This window comes from Shewanella sp. (assembly GCF_048265805.1).
In the GTDB taxonomy this organism is placed as follows: domain Bacteria; phylum Pseudomonadota; class Gammaproteobacteria; order Enterobacterales; family Shewanellaceae; genus Shewanella.
The window spans coordinates 1-23,053 of sequence record NZ_JBLXAT010000007.1 but is presented as its reverse complement, the minus strand read 5'-3'; the positions used below and the strand labels follow the sequence as shown (position 1 = coordinate 23,053).

The following is a 23,053-nucleotide window of genomic DNA, read 5'->3' as shown; positions in this document are numbered from 1 at the left end:
CCTACGTCAGCCAGCATTCACTGACAAGCGCAGGCGGTATCGTTAGAATAAGCGGCAGTCTTTTCAGAGGAATTTTTCATGCACGTTCATATTCTTGGCGTCTGTGGCACCTTCATGGGTGGCTTAGCCTTATTAGCCCGTGCCATGGGGCATAAAGTGACGGGATCAGACGCTAACGTCTACCCGCCAATGAGCACACAGCTGGAACAACAAGGCATTGAGTTAATTCAAGGTTTTGCCCCCGCACAACTTGACCCCATCCCCGATTTAGTGGTGATAGGCAATGCCATGAGCCGCGGCAATCCCTGTGTCGAAGCGGTGTTAGAACAAGGCTTACGTTACACCTCTGGCCCACAGTTTTTGCATGACTATATTCTACCTGAGCGTTGGGTACTCGCGGTGTCGGGCACCCACGGTAAAACGTCGACTGCCAGCATGTTGGCGTGGATTCTAGAAGATTGCGGTTATCAGCCGGGCTTTTTGATTGGTGGTATTCCCCGTAACTTTGGGGTGTCTGCTCGCTTGGGGAACACGCCGTTTTTTGTGGTGGAAGCCGATGAATACGACAGCGCCTTTTTCGATAAACGCTCCAAGTTTGTCCATTACCAACCGCGTACCTTAGTGATCAACAATCTCGAATTTGATCATGCCGATATCTTCGACAATCTGGCGGCTATCCAAAAACAGTTCCATCATTTGCTACGCTTAGTACCACAAACTGGCCGAGTGATTTGGCCTGCCGATAGCCAAGCAGTGCGCGATGTTATCGGTCAAGGTTGTTGGAGCGAACAAGAGACCTTTAGCCATAACGATGCACAAGGTAACTGGCATGCTAAACCGCTTGCAGAAGATGGCCACCATTTTGCTGTGAGTTTAAACGGTGAGTTGCAAGGTGAACTGAACTGGTCGCTGCTCGGCCGCCACAACATGGAAAACGCCACCATGGCGATGGCCGCCGCGCGTCATGTCGGGGTACATCCACAAGATGCACTGCAAGCGCTGGCTAAGTTTATGCCGCCAAAACGCCGTTTAGAGTTACTGGCAGAGGTGAATCAGGTACAAGTGTTTGACGACTTTGCCCATCATCCAACAGCGATTGCCACCACCTTGGATGGCTTACGTGCCAATGTGGGCGATAAGCGGATCTTGGTCGTGCTAGAGCCACGTTCTAACACGATGAAGCGTGGTGTACACCAAAATACGTTAGCGGCCTCCATGGCTAAGGCGGATATTGGCTATCTTTATCAAGCCGACAATGTGCATTGGGATATGGCCGGAGCGATGGCTAACGCGCCAATTCCTGCTACGGTCTATCAGCAACTGGATAACTTAGTGGCCGACGTTGTGGCCGAAGCACAGCCACATGACACCATTGTGGTGATGAGCAACGGTGGCTTTGGCGGCGTACACGACAAGATTATTACGGCACTTGAAGCCAAATTTGCGGAGAAAGCATGAGCAAGACTATTAGCCTAGCTTGGACTGGCGCCTCAGGAGCGCCGTACGGCTTAAGACTGCTTGAGTGCCTGCTCAAGGCCGATTATCAAGTGTTTTTGATGATCTCTAGCGCCGCCCGTGTGGTATTAGCGACAGAGAATGATCTTAAACTGAGTGCTGCCCCAGAAAAGGCGACCGAGCAATTGCGGGCGCTGATGCCCAGCAGTGGCACTCTGACAGTGCTGGGCAAAGACGAGTGGTTTTCGCCGCCAGCCTCCGGCTCCGCTGCACCGAAGCAGATGGTGATCTGCCCCTGTTCCACCGGCACTTTGGCCGCCGTGGCGACCGGTATGAGCAACAGTTTGTTAGAACGTGCTGCTGATGTGGTGTTGAAAGAGCGCGGCCAACTATTGCTGGTCCCGCGGGAAACGCCCTTTAATGCCATTCACTTAGAGCATATGTTAACGCTAACCCGCATGGGCGCAGTGATTATGCCTGCGGCGCCGGGCTTTTATCACCATCCCCAAACTGTACAAGATCTGATAGACTTCGTGGTCGCTCGAATTCTCGACCATCTCGGAGTAGAGCATTCGCTTACTGGACGTTGGGGTTACACCACTCCCCAGCAACATGTTGCACAAGATTGAGAAAGCTATGAAACACACCACAGAAGTGATGATTTCTGCTGTAGAAATTGATAAAAAACTGGATGAACTGGCAGCGCGTATCAACGCGCATTATGAAGATAGTGATAAGCTGCTGATGGTTGGCCTGCTGAAAGGCTCGGTAGTCTTTATGGCTGACCTGTGCCGTCGCATCAAAGGCCATGTTGAGATCGACTTTATGTCAGTCTCTAGCTATGGCAACACTATGACCAGCAGTCGCGATGTGAAGATTCTCAAGGATGTGCAATCCGATATCGAAGGCCGCCATGTGTTGATTGTGGAAGATCTCATCGACTCTGGTAATACCTTGTATAAAGTGCGCGAAATGTTGCGTCTACGCGACCCCAAAAGTTTAGCGATCTGTACCTTATTGGATAAGCCAGATCGTCGCGAAGTTGACGTACATGTCGACTTTGTCGGTTTCACCATCCCTGATGAGTTTGTTGTAGGTTACGGCATTGACTATGCCGAGCAGTATCGCAATCTGCCCTACATTGCCAAAGTGATCCCACAAGAATAATTATTCGCTTGGCGGCTTATCTGACCCAAAGGCTCCCGCACTCTGCGGGAGTTTTGTTTCATTAGACAGAGGTACACGACATGACGACGAGTCTGGCGTTGAAACTGGACAACCTAAAAAAAACCTATAAAGGCGGTGTTGAAGCCGTTAAAGGGATTGATCTTGCCGTAGAGCAGGGCGATTTCTTTGCTTTACTGGGCCCGAATGGTGCCGGTAAATCGACCACCATAGGTATCATCAGTTCACTGGTACACAAAACGGGTGGCAAGGTAGAAGTGTTTGGCTTAGACCTCGACCGCCAGCTGGAACAGGCCAAACTGTGCATCGGTTTGGTACCGCAGGAGTTTAACTTCAACCAGTTTGAAACTCCGTTGCAGATTGTGGTTAACCAAGCGGGTTATTACGGTGTACCACGCGCTGAAGCGTTTGTTCGCGCTGAAAAGTATCTTAAGCAGTTGGATCTGTGGGAAAAGCGTAATGCCGCAGCACGGCAGCTATCAGGCGGAATGAAGCGCCGTTTGATGATTGCTCGCGCGCTGATGCATAACCCACGTCTGCTGATCCTCGATGAACCAACGGCTGGGGTCGATATCGAACTCCGCCGCTCTATGTGGGAATTTCTACAGCAGATCAACGCCGAAGGCGTGACCATTATTCTGACGACTCACTATCTCGAAGAAGCGGAAATGCTGTGCCGCAATATCGGCATTATCGACAAAGGCACTCTGGTGGAGTGTACCAGCATGAAATCACTGCTGGCTAAACTCGATATGGAAACCTTCGTGTTAGATCTGGAACAACCCGTCAGCAGCTTGCCACATTTGGGTGACATTACTGGCCGCTTGCTAGATGCCACCACGCTAGAAGTCGATGTGGCTAGAGCTCAGGGGTTAAATGCGGTATTTACAGCCCTAACTGAGCAAAATATTGAAGTGCTGTCTATGCGTAACAAAACTAACCGCCTAGAGGAGTTGTTTGTGACACTGGTAGAAAACGCCAAAGGAGGTAAAGCATGAGAGGCCTGTACTTTATCGCCTTTAAAAGCATCCTGATTAAAGAGATCACTCGTTTTACGCGGATCTGGATTCAGACGCTGTTGCCGCCAGCAATCACTATGACTTTGTACTTTTTGATCTTCGGTAACTTGGTGGGAAGCCGCATTGGTGACATGGGCGGCGTATCTTACATGGAGTTTATTGCCCCTGGGTTGATCATGATGTCGGTGATCACTAACTCCTACTCCAACGTGGCCTCATCGTTTTTCAGCGCCAAGTTCCAACGTAACTTGGAAGAAATTCTAGTTGCGCCAGTGCCACATTGGGTGCTGATTGCTGGCTATGTCGCTGGTGGGGTGACGCGAGGCTTGTTGGTGGGCTTAATTGTCACGCTAGTGGCGATGTTCTTTGTCGACTTTCAACCGCAGCATCCGTTGTTGGTGATTGTTACTGTGTTCCTTACCTCAATGCTATTTGCCCTCGGTGGTTTAATTAACGCGGTATTTGCGCGTAGCTTTGATGACATCAGCATTATCCCTACCTTTGTGCTGACGCCATTGACCTATTTGGGCGGGGTGTTTTACTCACTGTCACTGCTGCCAGACTTCTGGTTGAACGTGTCTAAGCTTAACCCTGTGGTGTACATGATCAACGTATTCCGCTTCGGCTTTTTAGGCTTTGCTGATATCAGCGTGAGTATGTCGTTAGCTATCATCGGCGTGTTCTGCATAGCGCTGTGGAGCTTGGCATACTATCTGGTATCGCGCGGTATCGGTTTGCGTACTTAAGCCGTTAGGCTGAGTGACAATAGGAATTGATGGCGGCGTTAGTGTTGAGCTAACGCCGCTTGTTTATGTTGGCGCAGCAACTCTAGTTTGCTGTTGTTTTGCTGTAGCTGCTCATCATAGTAGCGATTGAGTCGCTGTAACTGCTGCTGATACTCGGCAGAGGTTTCACTCTCCTGTTTCCAAAAGCGTTGCCGATCTAATTTCTGCAGTTCACTGTTTCTAATCAGTTCTAAGTCACTGCTGCGTTGCTGTAGGCGGAAAATCTCCTGATCGACTCGTTTCACAAACTCCTCTTGAGTGAGTGTTTGATTATCCAATAACTGCTGTAGAAGGTTTTGCCCCTGCTGATTATCCGTGACCGTGGTGACACCGTATTTGTAATCAAGGCGATGTTCTTCAAAGTTAGTCGGGCAGGGCTGCTGGCTAAATACCACTTTGTCATCGAGCTGGCATTTATAAAAACTGGCGGTATCGGCCTGTAGCTGCGGTATCGCCGCAACCACGGCGATCATGAATAATCGCTGGCCAAGGTGTAACACTTTCCCTGTGTTGTGCATCGCTGTGATCGCAGTAATGTGATAATCCTGCGTTGATTTTGTAACAAGATAACCCAAAAAGAAACATATCCACGCTTGAGTGCTGCCAAAATCACAATAACTGCCAGAAAAACGTCAATAAAAAGCCTCCATGGCGGAGGCTTTAAACCTTAGTAGCGCTGCGCTATCGATTAAACGTCAGGTTATCAATTAAGCGCGCTTTACCTAGGTATGCGGCAGCTAATACCACCAATGCATGATCTGCGTCGGTGGCTGGCGCTAGTGTGCTGGCTTCGCGAACTTCAATATAATCTGGCGTTAGCCCTACAGCCGTTAGGCTGGCTTTGCATTCGCTAATGGCGTTGTCAACATTGCCGCCGGCGCTGATGTGTGTCGCTAAAGCATCTAACGCCTGTTTTAGTGCAGGTGCCTTGGCTTTTTCCTCAGCGGTGAGATAACCGTTACGGCTACTCATGGCCAAGCCTGTATCTTCGCGTACCGTGTCTACACCAATCACTTCTACTGGCAGAGACAGATCTTCCACCATCGTGCGGATCACTTGCAGCTGCTGGTAATCTTTGCGCCCAAACAGTGCCAGATCTGGCTGCACAATATTAAACAGTTTAGCGACAACCGTTGCCACACCGCGGAAATGCCCTGGGCGCGTGGCGCCGCACAATTCGTTTGAAATGCCCGGGACTTCGATAAAGGTTTGTCTATCTAAACCCTTCGGATACATGATCGCTGGCGTAGGAACAAACAGCATCTCGCAGCCAGCATCGACCAGTTTGGCTTGGTCGGCTTCGAGGGTACGCGGGTAGCCATCGAGGTCTTCATTTTGACCGAACTGTAACGGGTTAACGAAAATTGATACCACCACGTGGTCAGCCCGTTGTTTGGCTTCTTTTACCAGCGTGATATGTCCTTGGTGCAGGTTGCCCATTGTGGGAACGAAAGCCACGCTTTCGCCTTGCTGGCGCCAGCATTTAATGCGAGCGCGGATCTCTTCAACCTTGGCAGTGGTTAACATGGTAAACGTGTCCTGCTAATCAGTTAAAAATGTGCTCTTCGCTAGGGAATGTGCCTTGTTGCACCTCTTCAATGTAGGCGCGAATGGCAGAGCGAATTTCCCCAGTTTGCAGCAGATAGTTTTTTGAAAAACGTGGAATGTAGCCGCTAGATATGCCCAGCACATCGTGCATCACCAGAATTTGGCCGTCGGTATCTTTACCCGCACCGATACCAACCACTGGAATATGGACTGCGTCAGTAATCTCTTTCGCCAATTTGGCTGGAATACATTCCAATACAATCAGTTGTGCACCTGCTTGTTCAAAAGCAATGGCGTCATTCAGAATACGCTTGGCGTTTTCTTCGTCACGGCCTTGCACTTTAAAGCCACCAAATACGTTGACGAATTGTGGGGTCAGGCCGATGTGGGCACATACTGGAATACCGCGTTCAGTGAGCTTTTTCACGGTTTCCAGCATCCACTCGCCGCCTTCCAGTTTGACCATGTTCGCGCCCGCTTGCATGAGCTTAGCGGCGTTTTCCATGCCCTGTTCTGGTGTGGCATAAGACATAAATGGCATGTCTGCGATCAGCAGCGCTCGGTTAATACCGCGGCGTACGCAACGGGTGTGATAGACGATGTCGTCGATGGTCACAGGCAGCGTGCTATCGTGGCCTTGCAGTACCATCCCTAGTGAGTCACCTACTAGCAGTGCATCGATACCTTCTTCATCGAAAGCGGCGGCAAAACTAGCGTCGTAAGCGGTGAGCGATGTAAATTTTTTCCCTTCCTGCTTAAATTTCAGCAGAGTAGCAGCAGTGACTTTTGACATAACAATAATCTTCTAATGCAAAGAGTGAACAGTGTTATATGCCAACATCAAGGTTGGCGCAACGGTTGGCTGTCGAAACTTAAACTGGCGTTTGTAAAGGCTGCAATGACTGTCGCATTGCATCAGTAATTAACGCCGCAAGCTGAGTGCCATCGGGCAAGATCAACTCTGGTTCTAATTCATATAGCGGCAACAATACAAAAGCGCGTTGTTGCATATCGTAATGGGGGAGAGTCAAGCGAGGGTGTTGCAGTTGCAGCTCATCATACAGCAATAGATCAAGATCGAGCGTGCGGGCACCCCAATGTTCATGACGTTCGCGGCCTTGGGCGATTTCAATCGCTTGTAATTGGTCGAGTAAGTCCAGTGGGCTTAACTCGGTCTGAAAGCTTGCGACGGCATTAATATAGTCAGGCTGATCCATGCCCGCCATAGGTTTAGACTGCACGTAATGGGAGATACGGTAACTTTCCGGCGCCGCCAGCGCGCGCAAGGCGACACTGGCGCAATTAAGTTGTTGCACTGGTTCAGCGAGATTCGCGCCCAGTGCGACAAACACCAACGCCATTACTCGTCAGCTCCGTTAGAAGCTTGCGGCTTGCCCTCACCGGTCTTGCGACGTGGTGGGCGACGGCGACGTTGTTGGGCATTACGGTTGCGTTGACCACCACTGCGGCTATTACCACCGCTTTGTAGCAGCTGTTTGCGCGCATCGTCATCGGTTTCAACAAATTGTTGCCACCACTGCGCCAGCTTCGCGGTGTTACCACCTTCGGCGGCGGCACGCAGCAACAGCAAGTCATAAGCTGCACGGAATTTTGGATGTTCAAGCAGCTTGAAGGCGCGTCCGTTTTTAGAGCGTTCAAAGCGTTGCTGCATCTGCCAAATATCACGCGCGGGTACGCTAAAGCGACGTGGAATGCTGATGGTTTGGCATTGTTGTTCAAACACATCACCCATCGCGGCAAAGAAGGCATCATACGGGCTTAAGCCACTTTCCAAGGCAATATCTTGTGCGCGTGCTTGCAGCGGATACCACAGCATTGCAGCGTAGAAGAACGTCGGCGTGACCGGCTTATCTTCAGCGATACGGGCATCGGTGTTTTGCATCACTTCAGCTAGCAGGCGCATTGCTGGGCCGTGTGGGTCTTCTTTGAGCTGCGCTTCCACTAAAGGAAACAGCGGCGTAAACAGTTGGTATTCACGCAACATGCGAAAGTTCTGTACGGCTTTACCCGCAAAGAAGAGTTTGAGCACTTCTTCATACATGCGCGCTGCTGGAATATCTTTGAGCAGTGGTGCCAATTGCTTAATTGGCGCCGCGGTGCGCTCTTCGATCTCCATACCGAGCTTGGTGGCAAAACGCACCGCGCGAAGCATCCGCACTGGGTCTTCGCGGTAACGGGTTTCTGGATCGCCAATCAAACGCAGCGTGCGTTCGCGCAGATCTTGAATACCGCCACCATAACTGCGAATAGAGTAATCACCAATGCTGTAATACAGCGCGTTAACGGTAAAGTCACGGCGCTGGGCATCTTCATCGATGCTGCCATACACGTTATCGCGCAGCAGTCGACCAGAAGCATTAGTCTTAGAAATTTTATCGTCTGATTCAACGTGATGGCCACGGAAGGTGGCTACTTCGATGATTTCGCGGCCAAACATAATGTGCGCCAAACGGAAACGGCGGCCAACTAAGCGGCTATTGCGGAACAGTTTTTTAATATCTTCCGGCTTAGCGTCGGTCACAACATCAAAATCTTTCGGTTGTTGTCCTAGCAGTAGATCTCGAACGCCCCCACCCACTAAATAGGCTTGGTAACCCGCTTTATGCAGCCGATACAACACCTTCAGCGCATTGTCACTGATTTGACGACGGGAGATGTCATGGCCGTCTCGGGGAATAATCTCCAAGCTTAGCTGTCCATCCTCGTGGGTAGATTGAGAATTTTTGGCCGTCTGAGCATCGTCAAACAACTGCTTACAGAACTGCGTGATACGGCGAAAAATGGTGCACCTCTGAATAGTTAACACAAAATCGGGTGAAAAAACTGGCGGCTATCATATACCAATTAGGGCGCAATGAGTATATCAGTCGCTAATCAGTATCTCGGTTTTACGTGGAATTGCATGCAGATCGAACTGAGTTACCGCTTGGGCGAGCATACGTTCAGGGTTATCAAGGCTCACAGCGGGTTGTCCTAAAAAAGCTAAAGCTTCGGCCAGTTCGGTGTGTGGCTGCTTTTTATTGAGCGCCGTGGCGTGGTTTTGCTTGGACAGTTTAAACCCAGGTTTAGTGGCCGCTAATGGCAAATGGATAAAGCTAGGTTCGGCTAACCCGAGTTGACGATATAGCGTCAATTGACGACAACTGGCTTCCAATAAGTCGGCACCGCGCACCACTTCAGTGACGCCTTGATAGGCATCATCAAGCACGACGGCTAATTGATAAGCGTATAAGCCATCACTGCGCTGAATAATGTAATCTTCGGCGGCAAAATCGGCGCTGACTTCAATATTGCCGAGCAGGAGATCGTCAAACTGTGCCACCGCTGCGCGGTTGTAGAGGCGAATGGCGCCATCGGTCAACTGACGTTGGCGACAGTGGCCGTTATACACCCCGTGCATCTCTTGTTGGATCTGCTTGCGGGTACAGTGACAATAATAGGCTTCCTGCTGAGCAAGTAGTTGCTGTACGGTGGTATCGTAGGCATCAAAACGTTGGCTTTGGTAGAGCGCTTGGTCATCCCACCATAAGCCGAACAGCTCCAATGTGCGGCGGATATCGTCGGCGGCGCCTTCGACTTCTCGCGGTGGGTCAATATCTTCAATGCGCAGTAGCCACTTGCCTTGGCAGGCACGGGCACGCAGATAACTACCGACAGCGGCAACTAAAGAACCAAAATGAAGTGAACCTGAAGGTGACGGCGCAAAGCGGCCGATATAAGCAGCAGTATGGGTGTGAGACATCGTATAGCGATACAAATAATGAGCGGGGCCTTAGCCCCGCTGCGGTGTCATTACTGACCAGCCATCTGTTTTTCTTTGATTTCAGCTAAGGTTTTGCAGTCAATACAAAGGTCGGCAGTTGGGCGGGCTTCGAGACGACGAATACCAATTTCAACACCACATGAATCGCAGAAGCCAAAATCGTCTTCTTCGATCTTCTGCAGTGTTTTTTCAATCTTCTTGATCAGCTTACGTTCGCGGTCACGTGCACGCAGTTCTAGGCTGAACTCTTCTTCCTGCGCAGCGCGATCGACTGGATCTGGAAAATTAGCTGCTTCGTCCTGCATATGCGTAACGGTACGGTCCACCTCGTGACGCAGTTGATTACGCCAGGCTTCAAGAATGGCTTTGAAGTGATCCCGTTGTTTCGGGTTCATGTACTCCTCACCGGGTGCTTCCTGGTAAGGGCTCAAACCTGCGATTGCGAGTACACCAAGTGTTTTAGTGCCTTCAGGCATAACGCATCTCCTGTTTTCGTTTGCGTCATAGGGCGTCGTTTTAGAACGGCCGCTATCTATAGCAGAATATAAATTCCGAGGCAAACATTTCCCAATATCTAAAGCAATATATTTGAATATGCCTGCTAAATTGTAAAACAGTCAACTTTGGTCGTATTTTCTTTTAAATTCAACGGATGAAAGGTACGGCTTGAGTTACCTTAAATTCGTTACAATTCAGTTCACTGCGATAAGCTAAAACTTCAACACCCACCGCGATCGCTTCATTGAGTAATTCAGCATAATTTTTATCAATATGCGCCGCTGCAGCGACATTTTTTATGCCTGTATGCTGCACAATAAACAATAGCACTGCTCGCTGGCCATTTTTGACAACTTGCATCAATTCTCGTAGATGTTTTTGGCCGCGTTGGGTAACCGCATCGGGGAAGTAACCCCTGGCGCCCTCTAATAAAGTGGCGCTTTTGACTTCGACATAACAGTCGGCTTCAAGGCCGCTGCTGAGATGAATGTCAATGCGGCTATTCTCCACACCATAACATACTTCACGCTTGAGCTGCTGGTAGCCCTGTAGTTCGGTGATAATGCCAGCATTTATTGCCTCTTCAGCCAGTTGATTGGCGCGGCCAGTGTTAATACCGATCAAATCGCCTGTTGGTGTTTGCATCAACTCCCAAGTACAAGCGTATTTGCGTTTAGGATTATCGGAGCGACTAAACCACACCTTCTCACCGGGGAATAAACAGTTTTTCATTGAGCCTGTATTGGGGCAGTGGATAGTGATCTGTTCACCGTTGGCTAACTCAACATCGGCCAAAAAACGTTTATAGCGTTGTAGCAAGCGGCCAGATTCTAGTGGTGGTTCAAACTGCATGACGCGATATCGCTCAAAATCAAATAAAAGCCAATAGCCTACCAGCGGCGTAGCCGTGCCACAACGCGTGCTCAAGCGACAAACTCGGTGCTTGGGCAATTTTGCGTTACAATAGCGCCACTTTTTTTGGTGAAGGCAGGTATTCCGATGAGTGAATGTTTTAAAGTCGTATTGTCTCAAGCTGCGCCAGCGGCGCACTGGGGTAATGCTGATGTAAGTTTTGCTGCAGACACTGTAATTATTCATATGAAATCGTCGCAGCCGCTGCGACAGATCCAGATGGCGGCGCGTAAATTGCGCTCGCAAGGTATCAACACCATCGCTTTCAGTGGTGACGGTTGGGATGCCGATCGTCAATGGAGCTTTTATCAAGGTTTTGTTACCGCTAAAGGCGGCCACGAAGTGCAGTGGACTGGCGCTGAAGTGTTGGTGCGCGAGCTGCAACAACGTGCGGCCAGTGCAGGCTTTGCCCGTGACTTGATTAATGACACCCCTGAAAATCTCTATCCAGTGAAACTGGCGAGCGATACCGCTGCATGGCTGAGTTCATTGGCACCAGCGCATGTCAGCTATCGCATCATTAGCGGTGATGAACTGCTGAAAGATCAATGGATTGGTATCCATGCCGTGGGTCGCGGTAGTGCGCGCCAACCGGCAATGTTAGAGCTAGATTACAACCCGTTTGATACTGATGCGCCAGTCGCAGTAGCGTTGGTGGGTAAAGGGATCACCTTTGACTCAGGCGGTTATAGCATCAAAAGTTCTGAAGGCATGTTGGGCATGAAAGCCGACATGGGTGGCGCCGCAACAGTCGCTGCGGCCTTGGGGCTGGCGATTCAGCGTGGGCTGAAAAAACGCGTCAAACTCTACCTGTGCTGTGCCGAGAACTTGGTCAGTGGTCACGCATATAAACTGGGGGACATTCTGACTTATAAAAACGGCACCACTGTTGAAGTGGTGAACACTGACGCCGAAGGCCGTCTAGTGTTGGCTGACGGCCTGCAAGCGGCCAGTGAATCGGGCGCGGGCTTTATCATTGATGCTGCCACATTAACTGGCGCGGCAGTGATGGCCGTTAGCGGTCAATATAATGCGATCTTTTCACCGCAGCCTGAAGTGCTGGCGTTGACCCAGAAAAAAGCGGCAGCGGTGGCGGAAAACGTTTGGCCACTGCCACTCGACCCATGGCACAAAGATGCCTGCCCATCAGCTTATGCTGATACTGCTAACAGCCGTGCCGTGAAAGGCGGTGGCCCAGGTGGGGCGTCTAATGCTGCTGGGTTCTTGTGGCGTTTTGTTACCCCGCAAGCGGATTGGTTGCATGTTGATTTAGCGGCGGCGTTTGAAGACAGCGCCTCAGCATTATGGGCTGCGGGGGCGACCACCCACGGTATGCTGACTATCGCTGAATTACTCGGTGACGAGTAACCCCTAAAGCTGCGTAAAACGTGAGTCAGCTAGACCGGTTGTACTCAATCTGCTTCAATCAAGATAACGACGCTCGGCATTAGCCGAGCGTTTTTGTCTCAAGTATTTATTAACGGTGTGGGTCTCTCCAGCCGTCACAAGGGAACGTGATGACCATAAAAAAATTGGCCAAGATTGATGCGGACTATGTGTGGCAGGTACGCAATGCCGCTATTCGTGCTGGCTGTGCCAGTGTATATGACGCTAAAACGTTGGACATTTGGACACCCGATGACACACCCACTGGCTTTGCTGAACTGGTGCAGCGTGGTTTTTACGGTATCGAGATTGATGATGAGTTGGTGGCGGTCGGCATGCTCGACGAAGAAACCGATAAAATTGAAGGGCTGTTTGTGCTGCCGGAATTTATGGGGCAAAAGCTAGGTGGGCGCATGTTGCGGTTTTTAGAGCAACTGGCGCGTGAGCGTGGTATTACAGCATTGTCGCTAGACGCCAGTCTTAACGCCGTCGATTTTTATCAACATTGCGGCTTCCACGTAGTGCGTCACGAAACCTACCATTCACCTGCGGGTATTAGCTTGCCCAGCGCATTAATGACCAAACAGTTATAACCGTTATAACAGCGGCCAGCGATGGAGTATCGAATAGCTCACCCCGCTATCACCGCTCTGTGACTGATAGAGGTGCAGTGCGCTTGGCTGTAACGTCAGTTGTAGCGACGGTAACTGTGGCCACGCCTCGGCGAGGCTATTGGCTTTGCGTGCCAAGGTAATATGTGGCCGATACACACTATGTTCACTGCTGGGGAGCGCCAGTTGTTGCATCAACTGTTGCGCTGCGTCGGCCAGCTGTTGCAAGGCGGGCGCAACAGTCGTCGCCGTAATACAACCAATTTTAGGCTGCGGCCAATAGGCCAACTGTGTTAACGGCTGGCGAAAGCGTTGCCGTGTCAACTGCGGTACACACGCCATGAGTTGCGCCATGTGCTCCGGTCGTAATTGCCCAAGAAACGCCAGAGTGAGATGCAGGTTCGCCTGCGGCACCCAGCGCACTGATGATTCATTAAGCGCTTGCTGCCATTGCGTTATTTGCTGCTGTTGTACGTCGGTCAGGGCAAACCCTAAAAAACACCGTTTCGGCCATGGAGTTATGTCTGTCATTGCGGTGATTCGTCTAGTTAAAAGCCATTACTATACTCGGGGTTGTTGACCTTTGTTGCTGGTTTTGGCCTCGCCCCAAGAAGCATTTAAACGGTGGCTGGACTTTGTTGCATCAAGTTGGCTGCGTTGACTAAACTTGATTGGCTGCGCCTTGTGCATAACGCGTTTGATTTGAACAAAAACTAAACATAACAGGCCCGCAACCCCTATAGATGATGTCGTGGTTTGACTGTTACGGAGAACAAGTAATGACGCAGGCGTTAATCGATCCGCTGCAACAAACCTTGATGAACTTATTTAGTGACACCCCACTTGCCACGTTGGAGCAGCATGTCGATCGCGCCTTAGAGGTGATCACTCGTCAGTTGGCTTGCGATGGCGTATTTGTATTAGCGCCGTTGACTAAGCCCGGCCATATCTCGGCGAGAAATCTCTATCTCAAACCTCAGTTTAATAATGGCCAAGGCGTGCGGGAGTGGCGCTTAGGGCAAACCCCGTTTTTTCGCGATTTAGTGAAACACCCGCGGTTGCTGTCGCTCAGCTCCGTGGCGCAACTGCCCAAAGATGCGCTGGAAGAAAAGCAGTTATTACGCCAATGGCAGGTCAAAAGTTTGCTGGTGCTGCCGTTATTAAAGTTGGGCGACACCGTGATGGCGTTAGGTGCCGTTAACTGCCATTGCGAGTGTGACTGGGCTGACAGCTTTATCGAACAGCTGCAGCAAGCGCAAGCGATGATCGCTTCGGCCATGGAACTGACTCGTATCGCCCAAGCTTTGCTACTCAGTGAGCGGCGCTACCATGAACTGTTCCATCAGTTGCAGTTAGCCTGCGCGCAGCTCAATCGGCGCAATGAACTGATCATGATGAATCGCATCGCCGAGCAGACTTTGGTGCATAACCAGCAAGTGAATCTGTTAGAGGTGGTGCGTGAGCAAGACCGTGACAACTTGTTGGAAACCTTAAATATGGTGCGCGATGGCGTGCTAGGACAGGCGTGGTGTGAAGTCGGCATCATGCACAACAACGATATGAGCTGGCAGCGCTTAGGGCTGTATCCGGCGCAGTCGGAACAGCAAAATCTGATCCTCATTGCTGAGGATGTCAGCGAGCGGCGCCGTTTAGCGTCAGAGTTGTCATTTCAAGCCAACTACGATGCGCTCACCGGCTTACCAAACCGAGCGCATTTTGAAGATCTATTACAGCGCTTATTACTCGAACAGGATGGTTCGCCAGTATGTTTGGCGCTGCTCGACTTAGATCAATTCCGCGTAGTGAATAATCTCAGTGGCCATATGGCCGGTGACCGCTTGATCTGCCAAATTGCTGAGCGCCTCAAACTGTTGGTACGTAAGGGCGATGTAGTGGCGCGGCTCAGTGGTGATGAGTTTGCTATTTTGATGCATGCCTGTAATCGAGATTCCGCCAAAGTGATTGCCGAGCGGATTTGCAGCCAAGTGCGCGGCCATCAATTTCGCTGGCAAGGGCGCGAGCATAAGATTTCCGCCAGCATGGGGGTAGCGCCGTTAGAGCGCGCCAATGAAGATATCTATACCGTGCTGGCGCAAGCCGATGCCGCCTGCCGTTTAGCCAAAGAGTTAGGGCGGAATCAGTACCAAATTTTCGATGAACGCGACATGCGTTTCAAAAAGTTTTACACCGAAATGACCGCCTCTCTAGAGATTATTGATGCGTTGGCTTGTAACCGTTTTCAACTGCATTTTCAGGAAATTCGTGCTGTTAAGCCGATTAGTAGCGGTATGCACTTAGAGATTTTACTGCGCATGCAGCGAGAAAACGGCGAGATCCTCTCGCCTGCGGTGTTCTTTCCTGCAGCGGAGCGTTATGACTTGGCATCCCGAGTTGACCGTTGGGTGATCGACAACCTGCTGCGCTGGGGCAATGCCAACTTTCAGCTGTGGCAGCAGTGTGAGCAGATCTCCGTTAACCTCTCTGCCGCATCTCTGGCTGACGGGGAGTTTATGCAGTGGCTGGAAAAACAGTTGTTAGCTGAGGCACAACTGGTGTCGCACTTATGTTTCGAAATCACCGAAACTGCCATGTTGACTCAAGTTGAGCAGGCGTGTCAGTTGTTAGAACTGCTGGAAGCGCACGGTTGTAAATTGGCGATTGATGACTTTGGCGCCGGCTTCTCCTCCTTTGCTTACCTTAAAAAGCTGGCGCTGGATTATGTCAAAATCGATGGTCAGTTTGTGGTGAACTTATGTGAAGATCCCGCAGATAGGGCGATTGTTGCTGCGGTTTGCCAACTGGCGAAAGACTTGCAGTTTCGTACCGTGGCCGAGTTTGTCGAGTCAGAGCAGATCCTCGCGCGGCTAACAGAGCTTGGCGTGGACTATGCGCAAGGCTACTGCATCCACAAACCGATGCCGCTGGAGCGGTTGGCGAGTTTGCTCAACCCAACCTAGTAGGCGTTAGCGTGCCGTGGTGAAAACGGGTTACACTAGGCCTTTGTTGGTTTCACAGCTTATTCATGTTGGACAATCTACCGATTCAAGCCCTCTTGCCGCAACTGCGAGCGCAACTCGCCAAGCAACGGCAACTCATCATTGAAGCGCCTACCGGTGCGGGTAAATCTACCGCATTACCTTATGCTATGTTGGATTGGCCTGAGATTGATGGTCGCATTTTAATGCTCGAACCGCGGCGTGTTGCTGCCCGCAGCATCGCCAGTTATCTGGCTAAACAGCGGCAACAAGCGTTAGGCGATGAGATAGGTTTTCGCGTGCGTGGTGAAAGCAAGGTGAGTCACCATACTAAGCTGGAGATTATCACCGAAGGGATTTTAACGCGGATGATCCAGCAAGACCCGACGCTCGACGGCGTGGCGATGATCATCTTCGACGAAATTCACGAGCGGCACTTGAGTACCGATCTCGGTTTAGCGCTGGCGCTGGAAGTGCAGGAATCGCTGCGGGAAGATCTGACACTGGTGGCAATGTCAGCAACCTTGCAAGGTTTGCCGCTGCAACAACTGATGCCCAACGCTAGCAAACTGCTCAGTGAAGGCCGCAGTTTTCCGGTGACCATGGCTTATCAAGCCGCCAAAACCCCAACGAATAATAGCTATATGCCTGACTGGCTAAGCCATATGGGCAAGATGATCTGCGCGCTGATGCAGCCAGATTCGGCCGTGGCACTTGGCGCGAGTACGGCGCAAGCCGCGGGCTCACTGCTGGCTTTTTTGCCCGGAAAACGCGAAATACTGCAGTTGCAGGAGTATCTCACCGGCCGCTTACATAGCGCGATTCAGATTCTGCCGCTGTACGGTGAATTAGCCGCTGAGGAGCAAGATGCGGCGATTGCACCGCTCGCCGATGGTGCACAAAAAGTCGTGCTATCAACCAACGTGGCGGAATCCAGTTTGACCATTGATGGCATCACTATGGTGGTCGATAGCGGCTATAAACGCCAAGCGAGCTTCAACCCCAAGACTGCAGTTACCCGCTTGGGATTGAAACGTATCAGCCAAGCCAGCGCTACTCAACGTGCGGGCCGAGCTGGGCGTTTGAGTGCGGGCTTTTGTTTGCGTTTGTGGAGCAGTGAAGAGCAAGCGCGCTTAATGCCTGCTGATGAGCCAGAGATTGTCTGTAGCGATCTGCTCGGTATGGCGTTTGACGCGGCCAATTGGAGTGTCAAATCGCTCAATGACTTGCCACTGCTCACCCCTGCTAATGCGGCCAATGAGGCGGTTGCGTGGCAACTGCTGCAGAGCCTTGAACTGGTGGACGTGCAGCGTAATGTCACCGCTCACGGCAAGCAAGCGTATCAACTCGGTGCCTCGGTGCGCATGGCGCATATGTTGGTTAAGGCCAGTCAATTAGCGCAACAGCGGCAGCAACCACAGTTACTTGGTTTAGCCTGTTTGCTAGCCGCGTTGTTAGAAGCGGGCGGCAGCGGTGGCAGTAGCGATGTGCTGAATCGTTTGTCCAGTGCCACCAGTGGCTTAGCTGGACGCTTGTGTCGCAATTGGCTGCAACGTTTTGGTATTACCGATGCGCCACAAAGTTTTATCCGCGCCGCTAACCGTAGCGATACCGCGATGTTATTGGCTTTTGCTTTTCCGGATCGCATTGCCATGGCGCGGGGTCAGCAAGGCTTTTTGCTCGCTAACGGCACGGGCGTAATGCTCGATAGTAGTGATCCACTGAATCAAGCCGATTGGCTGGTGGTGGCTGATTTTCAAGAGCAGCAAGGCCGCAGTGCCGGTCGCGTCTGGCTAGCATGTGAGTTACCTGCCACCTTGTTGCAGCAGGAGTTGAGTTATCTGTGCCACTGGCAAGAGGTGGCGCAATGGCAAGAGGACCGCGGCCGTATCCAAGCCGAGCGCCAACTGTGTTTGGGCAAACTGGTGCTTAAATCAGAACCGTTAGCACTTAGCCGCGACATGCGAGTACAAGGTTTCCTCGATTATGTGGCGCGTAAAGGGTTGGAAGTACTCAACGTTGACGAGCGCGCAAGACAGCTACAGTTCAGGTGCGGCATTGCAAGATCCCATCAGCCTGACTTTGCCGATTTAACCGATGAAACTTTACTCAACTCGTTAGCGGATTGGCTGGCACCCTACCTGAATGATGTGCAGAATATTGCTCAGCTTAAAGCGCTAAATATCTATGCAATATTACTCGATTCACTCAGTTGGCCGCAGCGACAACAACTGCAGCATTGGTTGCCGGAGCACTGGCCGATGGCGACGGGCACCAATGCCCCTGTGCGTTATGACGCCGCTGGGCGCGCGTTGTTGAGTGTGCGTTTGCAAGAAGCGTTAGGCATGGCGCAGAGCCCACAGCTGTTGGATGGTAAGTTGACGGTGACGATGGAGTTACTATCACCAGCGCAGCGGCCGTTAGCGTTAACCCCAGATTTGGCGAGCTTCTGGGCTGGCCCCTATGTCGAGGTGAAAAAGGAGATGCGTGGGCGGTATCCTAAGCATCTATGGCCGGATGATCCGGCCAACACTCAACCCACAAAATTCACAAAGAAGCGTACGCTCAATCAGTAGCGGCAGTAATGGAATAATGGCAAAAGCAACCAAGAAAACCCCAAAAAAGTCCAGCAATACACCGAATAAGCCCTCAGTGTGGCGTAAGCTCTGGTCGGTCGGCTGGAAGCTGACAGTGATTTTCGCCGCGGTGCTGCTGGTCTATAGCATCTATCTCGATCAAATTATTGCGCGTAAATTCGAAGGGCAAAAATGGTATCTGCCAGCGCAGATTTTTAGCCGTTCGATGTCGCTATATCCCGGCGCGCCAGTGAGCCATCAGCAACTGATTGATGAGTTAAAACTGTTGGGCTATCGCAAAGTGGCCAATCCGCGCCAAGTCGGCGAGTTCTCTGCGTCTAGCACGCGGGTTGACCTGTGGCGCCGCCCCTTCTTACACCCTGAGGGCAAGCAGCCTGAACAGCGGGTGATGGTGAGTTTTGACAGCAACGGCGTGACGTCAGTGACGCGTGAAGGGGACAACCGTCAATTAGCGGTGTTTCATTTAGAGCCAGTGCTGCTGGATCGCATTGTCACAGGCGACGGTGAAGATCGTCTCTTTGTGCCGACGGCAGAAATTCCGCCGATGGTGGTGGAAGCCTTAATTCTCACCGAAGACCGCAGTTTCTACGAACATTATGGTGTTAACCCACTAGCCATTATTCGTGCTGCGGTGGTTAACATTACCGCAGGCCGAACCGTGCAGGGTGGTTCAACCCTAACACAACAATTAGCCAAAAACTTCTTCTTAACCAGTGAGCGCTCTTTGGTGCGCAAGGCGCGCGAAGCGCTGATGGCGATTATTATCGATTTTCGCTACAGCAAAGAGGAGATCCTCGAAGCGTATCTGAACGAAGTTTACATGGGGCAAGATCATAGCCGTGCGATCCACGGTATGGGGTTGGCATCGCAGTTTTATTTTGGACGGCCAATCGGTGAGCTGACCTTAGCTCAGCAAGCCTTTTTGGTGGCGGTGATTAAAGGGCCTTCTTTTTACAATCCATGGCGTTATCCCAAACGGGCTCAGCAGCGGCGTGACTTAGTGTTGCGCTTACTGATGGAAGGTAACAAGATTACCGCTGAGCAGTATCAACTGGCGGCCTCAACGCCGTTAGCATTGCGCAATTCCTCCCGTCCGGTGCATCAAAAATTGCCCGCATTCTTCGCTCTGGTGAAGCAAGAGCTGCGCAGCCGCTACGGCGAGGCGCTGTTAAAACAGTCAGGGGTGAAGGTTTACACCACGCTGGATCCGTTAGCGCAGGAGGCGGCCGAAGAAGCGGTCAGCACGGCGATGAAATCGCTCAATGCCGAGAAGCTGCAACTGCAAACTGGCATGGTGGTAACTGACCGCTATAGCGGCGGTATTGCCGCGATGGTGGGTGACCGAGTGCCGTCTTATTACGGGTTTAACCGCGCCACCGATATTCGTCGGCCAATCGGTTCGTTGGTAAAACCGTTTGTCTATGCCACGGCGTTGACGCAGCCGGGACATTATAACTTGGTCACGCCGTTGCAAGATGAGCCGATTACCCTCAAGAACGAACGCGGTGATATTTGGTCACCACAAAACGATGATAAACAGTTTAGTGGTCAGGTGCCGCTGCTTACCGCCTTAAAGAAATCGATGAACGTGCCCACGGTGAATCTGGGGATGGCATTGGGATTGGACGCGGTAGCGACCACGATTAAGCAGGCCGGATGGAAGGAGAATATCAATCAATATCCATCCATGTTGCTCGGCGCCGTCAACGGTTCACCATTGATGGTGGCACAGCTGTATCAAACTATCGGTTCGCATGGACGTTATCGTGAGTTAGCGGCGGTCACGCAAGTGTTGGATAAAGACAACCAGCCGATTGCCGCCAGTGGCTTAGCGCAGCACCAAGCGATTGATCGGTCAGTGAACTACTTAGTGCAGTATGGCATGACCAAAGTGGTGGAATCGGGCACGGCTGCGAAACTGGGGCAAGCGTTCCCTGGCGTTACCTTAGCCGGTAAAACGGGAACCAGTAACGACCGCCGTGATTCGTGGTTTGCAGGGATGGATGAACGTAACGTCGCAGTCGTGTGGGTCGGCCGAGATGACAACGGTAAAACGTCTCTCTATGGCAGCAGTGGTGCGATGGCGGTGTATACCCAGTTCTTGCGTAATCGCTCACCATTGCCGTTACGTTTACCACCGGAGAACGGTATCGTACAAGGATACTTTGACCGCGATACTGGTGTGGCGATGGCGGCAGATTGTGGCAATGTTGTCGCAGTGCCAGCGCTGGTGGATAGTTATCATCCAGCGGAGAATTGCGGTAAGCCAAAATCTTGGTGGCAGCGGATGTTCGACTAACAAATGCTATCAACAACAAAGGCCTCATTTGAGGCCTTTGGGTTTATTCGGGGCAGTTTAACTTGTTTACAACGTGTTTGATTTGCAACAAAGCAAACGCTAGAGGTTCATTGCCCCAAGTGATTGCCGCTAAAAATTAACTATAACGGCGGCGGCTTACGGCAGCCAAACCAGCAAAGGCCAAGAATAACCAGCCCATGCTACCACCCGATTTTTCCTCTTTTTTGGTGGCCAAGTAATCGATCAGCTCAGTCAGATCGGCTACTGAGCGGATCTCATCCATGTTGATACGATATTTATCGTTAACGATAAAGGTTGGAATGGATTCGACTTGGTAGGTGGTTTGCTCTTGGCGCCAGCTATTAATGGTGTCAGTGGTTTCACTGCTGTCGGCTACTTCATCATACTTAGCGGCATCGATACCAGCAGTGGCAAATACCTGTTTGATGTCATCACGGCTATTGATACCTGATTGATGCGGATGGCTGTGATCATGTGCGCCAGCATTGTCACCTTGAATGGCGGCAAACATCTTCGGCAGCAATTCTTTTTCTACGCCTAAGGTTTTCATTACCGCTAATGAACGCATCACTTCAGTACCGATACTGCTGTTCATAAAGTCAACGTGGGCATCATCAAACTTAATGCTTGGATCAATTTTGGCTTTGATGAAGTTAAGGTACTTAGTGGACATGTTGTAGCAGTGCGGACAATAGAACGAGAAGTACTCAGTGACCTTAGGGCTATCACTCGCCTTGTTTGTTACCTGAGTATAATGTTTACCTTCAACAAAATCGGTGGCGTGAGCTGCAAAAGATGCCCCTGCAAGCATCAATACGGCCAGAGCGGGTTTCAACAAAATAAACTCCTTGCAAAGAATGCGAATAGATAAACTTAATAGCATTGAGGTTAGGTATTGTGACTTAATCCAATCTTAAACAATGCTTTTTTAGTGATATATGTGAAATGCCCCCGATTTCGGCAGCATTAACTCATCTTGAGCGCCTGCCACGCTTCACAGATCTGCCTAAATTTGGCGGCATCACCATCAGGGCGATCTGGATGCCAGCGCAGGGCAAGCTTACGCCATTGGCGGCGAATTTCGCGGTCGGTAGCGTCGATATCCAGTTCCATTACTTTCAACGCGTCAATGTGTGCTAAGCGCTTCGGATTGGCACCAATATAATGCTCGTAAGAACTCCAAAACTCTTCCAGCATCTGTTTGACCACATTGACGCTGGTATCGTAGTTGCCCCAGTCGAGATAGTAATCCCGCAGCGATTGGTCTTCATCAAGTAGTAGCAACACATTGGTGGGGGTTAAGCGAAATAGCTGAATATCCATCGATTTAACTTGCAGCCATTGGTCTGGCAGTAACATCTCCTGTAACTCGTACAGGGCATTCATCAACAGAAAGTTACGTTTGAACAGATCTTTCTCTGGGCTGTCATCTAGCTTGTGCATTAACCCTCGGCTTTGTAGTTCACTGGCAAGATGGTGGATCTTCCAGCTTTTTACTGAGGTTTTGAACAGCGTCATCAGTGGCCAAATCAGCGGGTTGTCTTGCCGAAAAGATTTGGCCTTTACCGTATTTTCCGACGTGTTATCTGCTATAGCAGGCTTGGCTAGCAACATGGCAACATTCATCCTGAAGGCGATTTTTTCTACTATGCCACAGTAGATCGCCAGTGCAATAAAAAACTGGCCTTAGCAGTGGCGTAGCCGCGAAACGACTACTCCAAAGTTTAGCAAAGCTAAGATTATGAACACTGCGATGACATCCGCTGTGCTCTGCTTCGGCATTGCGCTCTAATGCTGCGGATGAAATAACGAGGTCATAAAGGGGACGTTGTGATGCCCCCAAGCGACTTTATTAACGCGGTAATATTGAAACTAGACGCTGTTAGCTACCATAAGCGCTTAGCACTGAAGGATCCCCTCATAAATCCGCCAGTGCATAGCCATTTTTTAAGAGCTGCTCAGCTAGAACTACCGCCGC

At 50.9% G+C, this 23,053-nt stretch carries 21 protein-coding genes; 10 read left to right on the top strand and 11 right to left on the bottom strand.

The annotated features are described in order from the left end of the window. Positions 1–78: 78 nt before the first annotated feature. The 5 genes from mpl to ACN0TT_RS06700 all read left to right on the top strand — a co-directional run bounded on the left by mpl (position 79) and on the right by ACN0TT_RS06700 (position 4,405). Positions 79–1,458 (top strand): UDP-N-acetylmuramate:L-alanyl-gamma-D-glutamyl-meso-diaminopimelate ligase, encoded by a 1,380-nt coding sequence (mpl, locus tag ACN0TT_RS06720; protein WP_417761372.1) that lies wholly within the window; start codon positions 79–81, stop codon positions 1,456–1,458. Continuing rightward, positions 1,455–2,084, top strand: a complete 630-nt coding sequence (locus ACN0TT_RS06715; protein ID WP_417761371.1) for a flavin prenyltransferase UbiX — start codon at positions 1,455–1,457, stop codon at positions 2,082–2,084. The genes mpl and ACN0TT_RS06715 overlap by 4 nt, the downstream gene beginning before the upstream one ends. A 7-nt stretch (positions 2,085–2,091) precedes the next feature. Continuing rightward, complete coding sequence (gene hpt / locus ACN0TT_RS06710) at positions 2,092–2,622, top strand: hypoxanthine phosphoribosyltransferase (RefSeq protein WP_417761370.1); 531 nt, start codon at positions 2,092–2,094, stop codon at positions 2,620–2,622. A gap of 80 nt (positions 2,623–2,702) precedes the next feature. Further along, positions 2,703–3,638, top strand: coding sequence for an ABC transporter ATP-binding protein (locus ACN0TT_RS06705; protein WP_417761369.1), 936 nt, complete (start codon positions 2,703–2,705; stop codon positions 3,636–3,638). Next, the gene (locus tag ACN0TT_RS06700; protein WP_417761368.1) at positions 3,635–4,405 is read left to right on the top strand and encodes an ABC transporter permease; all 771 of its coding nucleotides are present in this window, start codon (positions 3,635–3,637) and stop codon (positions 4,403–4,405) included. Before ACN0TT_RS06705 ends, ACN0TT_RS06700 begins: the two co-directional genes overlap by 4 nt. Before the next feature lie 38 nt (positions 4,406–4,443). On the opposite strand, the gene ACN0TT_RS06695 is transcribed toward ACN0TT_RS06700, so the two are convergent. The 8 genes from ACN0TT_RS06695 to sfsA form a co-directional block, all read right to left on the bottom strand. Then, entirely contained in the window at positions 4,444–4,917 is a 474-nt protein-coding gene (locus tag ACN0TT_RS06695) for a DUF4124 domain-containing protein (RefSeq protein WP_417761367.1), read from the bottom strand. 208 nt (positions 4,918–5,125) lie between these two features. Beyond that, on the bottom strand, positions 5,126–5,971 hold the full coding sequence (gene panC, locus ACN0TT_RS06690) for a pantoate--beta-alanine ligase (protein WP_417761366.1): 846 nt from the start codon (positions 5,969–5,971) through the stop codon (positions 5,126–5,128). Positions 5,972–5,990: 19 nt separating this feature from the next. Beyond that, the gene (panB, locus tag ACN0TT_RS06685) at positions 5,991–6,785 is read right to left on the bottom strand and encodes a 3-methyl-2-oxobutanoate hydroxymethyltransferase (RefSeq protein WP_417761365.1); all 795 of its coding nucleotides are present in this window, start codon (positions 6,783–6,785) and stop codon (positions 5,991–5,993) included. A 79-nt stretch (positions 6,786–6,864) separates the two neighbouring features. Beyond that, positions 6,865–7,353 (bottom strand): 2-amino-4-hydroxy-6-hydroxymethyldihydropteridine diphosphokinase, encoded by a 489-nt coding sequence (gene folK, locus ACN0TT_RS06680; RefSeq protein WP_417761364.1) that lies wholly within the window; start codon positions 7,351–7,353, stop codon positions 6,865–6,867. Further along, a complete protein-coding gene (gene pcnB / locus ACN0TT_RS06675; RefSeq protein WP_417761491.1) occupies positions 7,353–8,690 on the bottom strand; it encodes a polynucleotide adenylyltransferase PcnB in 1,338 nt (445 codons plus the stop codon). Before pcnB ends, folK begins: the two co-directional genes overlap by 1 nt. A 186-nt stretch (positions 8,691–8,876) precedes the next feature. Then, positions 8,877–9,755, bottom strand: a complete 879-nt coding sequence (gene gluQRS, locus ACN0TT_RS06670; RefSeq protein ID WP_417761363.1) for a tRNA glutamyl-Q(34) synthetase GluQRS — start codon at positions 9,753–9,755, stop codon at positions 8,877–8,879. 50 nt (positions 9,756–9,805) lie between these two features. After that, positions 9,806–10,252, bottom strand: coding sequence for an RNA polymerase-binding protein DksA (dksA, locus tag ACN0TT_RS06665; protein ID WP_417761362.1), 447 nt, complete (start codon positions 10,250–10,252; stop codon positions 9,806–9,808). A gap of 169 nt (positions 10,253–10,421) precedes the next feature. Continuing rightward, a complete protein-coding gene (sfsA, locus tag ACN0TT_RS06660; RefSeq protein ID WP_417761361.1) occupies positions 10,422–11,126 on the bottom strand; it encodes a DNA/RNA nuclease SfsA in 705 nt (234 codons plus the stop codon). A gap of 147 nt (positions 11,127–11,273) precedes the next feature. Between sfsA and pepB the strand changes: the two genes are divergently transcribed. Both pepB and ACN0TT_RS06650 read left to right on the top strand, forming a co-directional pair. Continuing rightward, a complete protein-coding gene (gene pepB, locus ACN0TT_RS06655) occupies positions 11,274–12,554 on the top strand; it encodes an aminopeptidase PepB (protein ID WP_417761360.1) in 1,281 nt (426 codons plus the stop codon). Positions 12,555–12,703: 149 nt separating this feature from the next. After that, positions 12,704–13,165, top strand: coding sequence for a GNAT family N-acetyltransferase (locus tag ACN0TT_RS06650; RefSeq protein WP_417761359.1), 462 nt, complete (start codon positions 12,704–12,706; stop codon positions 13,163–13,165). Between the two features lie 3 nt (positions 13,166–13,168). Here the strand turns inward: ACN0TT_RS06650 and thpR are convergent, their stop codons facing one another. Next, a complete protein-coding gene (thpR, locus tag ACN0TT_RS06645) occupies positions 13,169–13,714 on the bottom strand; it encodes an RNA 2',3'-cyclic phosphodiesterase (RefSeq protein ID WP_417761358.1) in 546 nt (181 codons plus the stop codon). Positions 13,715–13,962: 248 nt separating this feature from the next. Here thpR and ACN0TT_RS06640 point away from each other — a divergent pair, with 248 nt between their 5' ends. The 3 genes from ACN0TT_RS06640 to mrcB all read left to right on the top strand — a co-directional run bounded on the left by ACN0TT_RS06640 (position 13,963) and on the right by mrcB (position 21,054). Beyond that, a complete protein-coding gene (locus ACN0TT_RS06640; RefSeq protein ID WP_417761357.1) occupies positions 13,963–16,140 on the top strand; it encodes a putative bifunctional diguanylate cyclase/phosphodiesterase in 2,178 nt (725 codons plus the stop codon). 65 nt (positions 16,141–16,205) lie between these two features. Then, positions 16,206–18,734 carry an ATP-dependent helicase HrpB gene (gene hrpB / locus ACN0TT_RS06635; protein ID WP_417761356.1) on the top strand — a complete coding sequence of 843 codons (2,529 nt, stop codon included), beginning with the start codon at positions 16,206–16,208 and terminating at the stop codon, positions 18,732–18,734. A gap of 16 nt (positions 18,735–18,750) precedes the next feature. After that, complete coding sequence (mrcB, locus tag ACN0TT_RS06630) at positions 18,751–21,054, top strand: penicillin-binding protein 1B (protein ID WP_417761355.1); 2,304 nt, start codon at positions 18,751–18,753, stop codon at positions 21,052–21,054. A gap of 136 nt (positions 21,055–21,190) precedes the next feature. On the opposite strand, the gene ACN0TT_RS06625 is transcribed toward mrcB, so the two are convergent. Then, the gene (locus ACN0TT_RS06625; RefSeq protein ID WP_417761354.1) at positions 21,191–21,913 is read right to left on the bottom strand and encodes a DsbA family protein; all 723 of its coding nucleotides are present in this window, start codon (positions 21,911–21,913) and stop codon (positions 21,191–21,193) included. 128 nt (positions 21,914–22,041) lie between these two features. Continuing rightward, on the bottom strand, positions 22,042–22,689 hold the full coding sequence (locus ACN0TT_RS06620; protein WP_417761353.1) for a DNA-J related domain-containing protein: 648 nt from the start codon (positions 22,687–22,689) through the stop codon (positions 22,042–22,044). Positions 22,690–23,053 lie beyond the last annotated feature (364 nt).

Excerpts from the sequence above, each read along its gene's own strand:
- ACN0TT_RS06620 (WP_417761353.1), bottom strand. The coding sequence starts at position 22,689 with ATGTTGCTAGCCAAGCCTGCTATAGCAGATAACACGTCGGAAAATACG.
- panB (WP_417761365.1), bottom strand. The coding sequence starts at position 6,785 with ATGTCAAAAGTCACTGCTGCTACTCTGCTGAAATTTAAGCAGGAAGGG.
- ACN0TT_RS06705 (WP_417761369.1), top strand. The coding sequence starts at position 2,703 with ATGACGACGAGTCTGGCGTTGAAACTGGACAACCTAAAAAAAACCTAT.
- ACN0TT_RS06650 (WP_417761359.1), top strand. The coding sequence starts at position 12,704 with ATGACCATAAAAAAATTGGCCAAGATTGATGCGGACTATGTGTGGCAG.
- folK (WP_417761364.1), bottom strand. The coding sequence starts at position 7,353 with ATGGCGTTGGTGTTTGTCGCACTGGGCGCGAATCTCGCTGAACCAGTG.
- ACN0TT_RS06640 (WP_417761357.1), top strand. The coding sequence starts at position 13,963 with ATGACGCAGGCGTTAATCGATCCGCTGCAACAAACCTTGATGAACTTA.
- mpl (WP_417761372.1), top strand. The coding sequence starts at position 79 with ATGCACGTTCATATTCTTGGCGTCTGTGGCACCTTCATGGGTGGCTTA.
- ACN0TT_RS06695 (WP_417761367.1), bottom strand. The coding sequence starts at position 4,917 with ATGATCGCCGTGGTTGCGGCGATACCGCAGCTACAGGCCGATACCGCC.
- hpt (WP_417761370.1), top strand. The coding sequence starts at position 2,092 with ATGAAACACACCACAGAAGTGATGATTTCTGCTGTAGAAATTGATAAA.
- mrcB (WP_417761355.1), top strand. The coding sequence starts at position 18,751 with ATGGCAAAAGCAACCAAGAAAACCCCAAAAAAGTCCAGCAATACACCG.
- ACN0TT_RS06715 (WP_417761371.1), top strand. The coding sequence starts at position 1,455 with ATGAGCAAGACTATTAGCCTAGCTTGGACTGGCGCCTCAGGAGCGCCG.
- pepB (WP_417761360.1), top strand. The coding sequence starts at position 11,274 with ATGAGTGAATGTTTTAAAGTCGTATTGTCTCAAGCTGCGCCAGCGGCG.
- gluQRS (WP_417761363.1), bottom strand. The coding sequence starts at position 9,755 with ATGTCTCACACCCATACTGCTGCTTATATCGGCCGCTTTGCGCCGTCA.
- sfsA (WP_417761361.1), bottom strand. The coding sequence starts at position 11,126 with ATGCAGTTTGAACCACCACTAGAATCTGGCCGCTTGCTACAACGCTAT.
- thpR (WP_417761358.1), bottom strand. The coding sequence starts at position 13,714 with ATGACAGACATAACTCCATGGCCGAAACGGTGTTTTTTAGGGTTTGCC.
- hrpB (WP_417761356.1), top strand. The coding sequence starts at position 16,206 with ATGTTGGACAATCTACCGATTCAAGCCCTCTTGCCGCAACTGCGAGCG.
- panC (WP_417761366.1), bottom strand. The coding sequence starts at position 5,971 with ATGTTAACCACTGCCAAGGTTGAAGAGATCCGCGCTCGCATTAAATGC.
- dksA (WP_417761362.1), bottom strand. The coding sequence starts at position 10,252 with ATGCCTGAAGGCACTAAAACACTTGGTGTACTCGCAATCGCAGGTTTG.
- ACN0TT_RS06700 (WP_417761368.1), top strand. The coding sequence starts at position 3,635 with ATGAGAGGCCTGTACTTTATCGCCTTTAAAAGCATCCTGATTAAAGAG.